This is a genomic window from Bacteroides sp. MSK.20.12 (assembly GCF_019052435.1).
In the GTDB taxonomy this organism is placed as follows: domain Bacteria; phylum Bacteroidota; class Bacteroidia; order Bacteroidales; family Bacteroidaceae; genus Bacteroides; species Bacteroides xylanisolvens.
This window is the reverse complement of sequence record NZ_JAHQVH010000084.1, coordinates 1-4874: the sequence shown is the minus strand read 5'-3', so window position 1 is coordinate 4874 and position 4874 is coordinate 1. Positions and strand designations below refer to the sequence as shown.

The window sequence follows — 4874 nt, the reverse complement described above, 5'->3', positions numbered from 1 at the left end:
CTCATTTTCGTTTAAGTTTGTAAAGCGCAAACTTACGAAAAAGTGAGTTATAAATCATAATTCATAAATCATAAATTCTTTTATAACCACTGGAACTTCAATCCGAATGATAAACTAAGATAATCACGGGGACGGAGATAGCTATTGTTTACTGCACTGATAACATACAGGTCGCACGTACTTATTTCATAGAAAAAAGTCACCGACTTGGCTAAAAATCTACGTTGCGGATCAATATCGTATGTCAACCGTTGTCCCATGAAAACATGAAAACGTACTTTGCTGGAGAAACCATAGTAACCTTTCGGATAACGTTCCGGCTCATTCACCCAAAACTGGTCGCCAAACACGGTATTCACATAAAGCCCGCAGGTAAGAGGTTCCGTAGAGAAGCCCTTTCCGATATTAATGCTCCAGGGCATATAGTTCTGCTTGAGCGTCATGGTTACTTTGGCCTTCTTTGACGAATATTTCGGTATAAATCCGAGCAATATATCCGTTTCCCACTGATTATGTTTCCCGTAATCCCATCCCGTACCGAAAGAAAGCAATCCCATGTTTCCGGCATACTGTATTTTGGAGTGCGTCGGGATAATCCGTTCCCAGTGACTGCGGAAACGGTGAATCCGGTTATCGTAACGACTGTGTTTCACCTGCTTCGGTGTAACCGGCAATACAGAGTCCGCTCTGATGATCGTAAATATAGAATCTCCTGTGCGAAAAGTGATAATTGAATCATCTTTGATAATGAAACGGAGTGAATCAGCCTTGTACGAGTTGATGATTGTATCTGCTTTACAAGTAGCTGAAATCAGACCGGGAAGTAACAGAAGTACGGATAATACTCCTGCGCGCAAGATATAGTTAGTATTTAACCAGTTCATATTCATATTTTTCCGGGGTTATTGTAAATACCAGATAAGTACGGTAATCCATACAATCACTGGTAACATAATGTATTCCATCATCAAAGATCACATCGTCTTGATAATGGTGTGTGTGAGCAGCAGTGCAAACTTGTATTCCCGGGTATTGTCTGATATAATGTTGAAATACTTTAGCCACATTATCGTTGAATACATCCGTGTAAGGGCGTGCGTGCATACTAATGACAGTCTTTTCAAACTCGTCCAGCCTGCTCGTAATCTCTTGTTCCATAAAGGTAAAGTTCGGCACAGGTTCAGAGTAGTCATACTCCAGCGCATTGGTGTTCAGGCAGACAAATTTCACATTACCTGCGATGAAAGAAAAGTTGGTGGGACCGAATACCGCCTTGTATGTTTCTGCTCCCGTCCCCAAACAATCATGGTTGCCGATAAGGACTACATAAGGCACGTTAAGTCCGTTCATGATATCCCTTTGCCAGAGAAACTCTTTGGTTAGTCCGAAGTCACTCATATCCCCTCCGTGAATAACGAAGTCGATATCATTCCGTTTATTAATCTCTTTCACGAAATCTTCCGTTTCATCGTACCATCGTTGTGAGTCGCCCATAGTCACAAAGCGTATGGTCGTTTTACCTTGGCAGTTTGCCTCTATTCTTTCGATATTATGTGCGTTGACCTCTGTTTCGCCGCTGATACGGACGTCGTATGGATGGTAATCTATCATGCCGCATCCGGAAAGTAAAAAGCACGATAAGAATACATATACACTCTTTCTCATCATAATTATTTTGTTTATAGTCTAGAAAACTAAATGCAAAGATAAAGTTTTCTATTTGGATGGACAATCGGCTAACAGGCAAATAGGACTCTTTGAACAATAAATGGGAGATATGGAACAGTATCGATTTGTCTAATAATTAGACGGTCCTGTCTAATTATTAGACAATGCTTGGGAAACTAAGAAAAGGTAAATGATTGAAAATGAATAGCTATTCTTGTTTGGCATACTTTCTGCATGACTAAAAACGTCAATAGTAAAACTGGAAATAAATTTATATAGAACAACATCATAAATAAACAAGATGATACAGATTGAAAATATTAGTAAAGTATTCCGTACTACCGAAGTGGAGACAGTCGCATTAAATCATGTAAACCTTGAAGTAAAAGAAGGAGAATTTGTTGCTATCATGGGACCGTCTGGCTGTGGGAAATCCACCTTATTAAACATCCTCGGCCTATTAGATAACCCCACTGAAGGCTCTTACCTGCTGATGGGAGAAGAAGTAGCCGGCCTGAAAGAAAAGGAACGTACCCGTGTCCGTAAAGGCAAACTGGGCTTTGTATTCCAGAGCTTCAACCTTATGGACGAATTGAACGTCTACGAGAATGTGGAACTTCCGCTTACTTATTTAGGTCTTAAATCTTCCGAACGTCGCCGAATGGTAGAAGACATTCTAAAAAGAATGAATATCAACCACCGTGCTAAACATTTTCCTCAACAGCTTTCCGGCGGACAACAACAACGGGTGGCGATAGCCCGCGCGGTTGTTACCAATCCTCAACTCATCCTTGCCGATGAGCCTACGGGTAACCTTGACTCAAAAAACGGAGCGGAAGTGATGAATCTGTTGACGGAACTGAATAGAGAGGGGACAACCATTATCATGGTGACCCACTCACAGCACGATGCCAGTTTTGCACATCGTACCGTACATTTATTCGATGGAAGTATTGTAGCAAGTGTAAAGGCATAAACAGAGAACCAACCATGAGACAAATCTATTATACTATACGTACCTTATTGCGTGAACGCGGATCGAATATCATACGAATCATTTCCCTTTCTTTAGGGCTTACTATCGGTATTCTGCTTTTTTCGCAGATAGCCTTCGAACTAAGCTATGAGAAATGCTATCCGGAGGCGGAACGCCTGGCACTCGTACGTTGTCAGATGACTAATCTTAGTACAGGCGAAACCGCAGGTGATGATGGAGAGATCGGTTATGACTATACTGTTTTCGATGTGGTGGCACCTACTTTGGCAGAAGAGATGCCGAAGGAAATAGAAGTTGCCAGTAGTGTTCTTTGGATAGGGAGTGACAATATTTATTATGAAGATAAACTGTTGCCTGATGCAGATTACATCTTTGCGGATACTTGTTTCTTTCAGACTTTCGGCATACCGGTGTTGGAAGGCAATCCCAAAGATATGATTATGCCCGGAAGCGTTTTTGTTTCGGAGCATTTTGCCCGTGAGACGTTTGGAGATGAAAGCCCTGTTGGTAAAGTGCTTTCTGTTGAAAAACAAAACACACTGACCATACGTGGGATCTACAAAGATGTACCGGAAAACACGATGCTCACCCATGATTTCGTGATATCTGTTCATCAGAATGGAGGGTATCATGCAGGAGCCAGCTGGAGAGGAAATGATGTCTTTTATGCTTTCCTTCGTTTGCGCCATGCTTCGGACATTGACAAAGTGAATGCTGACATTCAGCGGGTGATCGGTAAATATACCGCATTAGAGTTTGATGGCTGGAAAATTGAATTTAGCGCCATTCCATTGGTGAAACGTCATCTGGCTTCTCCCGATGTACAAAAGCGTTTGGTCATTTACGGATTTTTGGGCTTTGCTATCTTCTTTGTGGCTATCATGAACTATATGCTGATATCCATTGCTACTTTAAGCCGTCGTGCAAAAGGAGTGGGAGTACATAAGTGCAATGGAGCCAGTTCCACCCATATTTTCAGAATGTTTATGGCAGAGACGGGAATCCTTGTCATTCTTTCCGTATTGCTTAGTTTCTTACTGATAATCAATGCGCGTGGTCTGATTGAAGATTTACTTTCCGTCCGTCTTTCTTCACTTTTCACTTGGGAAACGTTGTGGGTACCGTTGCTCACTATCCTTGTTCTCTTTATACTGGCAGGTGGCATACCGGGACGATTATTCTCCCGTATCCCTGTCACGCAAGTATTCCGCCGGTATACAGATGGGAAGAAAGGATGGAAACGTTCGTTATTGTTTGTGCAGTTTACAGGAGTTTCTTTCGTCTTGGGATTGTTGCTGGTCACTCTGTTGCAGTACAGTCATCTGATGAGCCGTGATATGGGTATCGTCGTGCCCGGATTAGCTCAAGCGCAGACATGGTTGCCTAAAGAATCGGTAGAGCATATCAAAGACGATTTGAACCGCCAGCCGATGGTAGAAGGAGTGACCGTTGCCGTGAATGGGGTGTTGGGAGAGTACTGGACACGCGGACTGATGGGAAATGACGGTAAGCGGATTGCTACCCTAAATTACAATTCCTGCCATTACAACTATCCTGAAGTAATGGGTATTAAGATTATAGAAGGCACTACGCTGAAAAAGCAGAACGACTTATTGGTAAACGAAGAACTGGTGCGTCTGATGAAATGGACCGACGGAGCAGTAGGTAAAACAGTGAATGACATTCAAGGAACGATTGTAGGTGTATTTCGTGACATTCGCAATAACAGCTTTTATGGGGCGCAATCTCCTATTGTCCTAATTGGAGATGAAAATGCCAACCACGCATTTGATGTCCGCTTGAAAGAACCATATAACGAGAATCTGAAACGTCTGAACGAGTTTGTAGAAAACACCTATCCGAATATATCCTTGCGTTTTATCCTGGTGGATCAAATGGTGAAAAATATCTATAAAGACGTATACCGCTTCCGCAATTCCGTCTGGATCACTTCCGCCTTTATCCTGCTGATCGTTATCATGGGATTGATTGGCTATGTGAACGATGAAACCCAGCGCCGGAGCAAAGAGATAGCTATCCGGAAAGTGAATGGAGCCGAAGCATCTCATATCCTCGGATTACTGACACGTGACATTTTATACGTTTCAGTGATTTCTATCCTAGTAGGCACTACCGTTTCTTATTTTGCAGGACAGGCATGGCTCGACCAATTTGCCGAGCAGATTGATTTGAATCCATTGCTTTTTGC

At 42.4% G+C, this 4874-nt stretch carries 4 protein-coding genes; 2 read left to right on the top strand and 2 right to left on the bottom strand.

All coding sequences use genetic code 11. From position 1 onward, the window contains the following. Positions 1-80: 80 nt before the first annotated feature. Both KTR06_RS24135 and KTR06_RS24130 read right to left on the bottom strand, forming a co-directional pair. Positions 81-884 (bottom strand): hypothetical protein, encoded by an 804-nt coding sequence (locus KTR06_RS24135; RefSeq protein ID WP_074909294.1) that lies wholly within the window; start codon positions 882-884, stop codon positions 81-83. Beyond that, the gene (locus KTR06_RS24130) at positions 865-1668 is read right to left on the bottom strand and encodes a metallophosphoesterase (RefSeq protein WP_087321174.1); all 804 of its coding nucleotides are present in this window, start codon (positions 1666-1668) and stop codon (positions 865-867) included. Before KTR06_RS24130 ends, KTR06_RS24135 begins: the two co-directional genes overlap by 20 nt. A 301-nt stretch (positions 1669-1969) precedes the next feature. Here KTR06_RS24130 and KTR06_RS24125 point away from each other — a divergent pair, with 301 nt between their 5' ends. Together KTR06_RS24125 and KTR06_RS24120 are read left to right on the top strand one after the other, a co-directional pair. Then, on the top strand, positions 1970-2644 hold the full coding sequence (locus KTR06_RS24125) for an ABC transporter ATP-binding protein (RefSeq protein ID WP_087318724.1): 675 nt from the start codon (positions 1970-1972) through the stop codon (positions 2642-2644). Between the two features lie 14 nt (positions 2645-2658). Further along, the coding region (locus KTR06_RS24120) for an ABC transporter permease (RefSeq protein WP_217290881.1) at positions 2659-4874 on the top strand (2216 nt) is incomplete at its 3' end.

Bases quoted from the DNA above. Each gene is read 5' to 3' on its own strand.
- KTR06_RS24135 (WP_074909294.1), bottom strand. From the start codon at position 884: ATGAACTGGTTAAATACTAACTATATCTTGCGCGCAGGAGTATTATCC.
- KTR06_RS24130 (WP_087321174.1), bottom strand. From the start codon at position 1,668: ATGATGAGAAAGAGTGTATATGTATTCTTATCGTGCTTTTTACTTTCC.
- KTR06_RS24125 (WP_087318724.1), top strand. From the start codon at position 1,970: ATGATACAGATTGAAAATATTAGTAAAGTATTCCGTACTACCGAAGTG.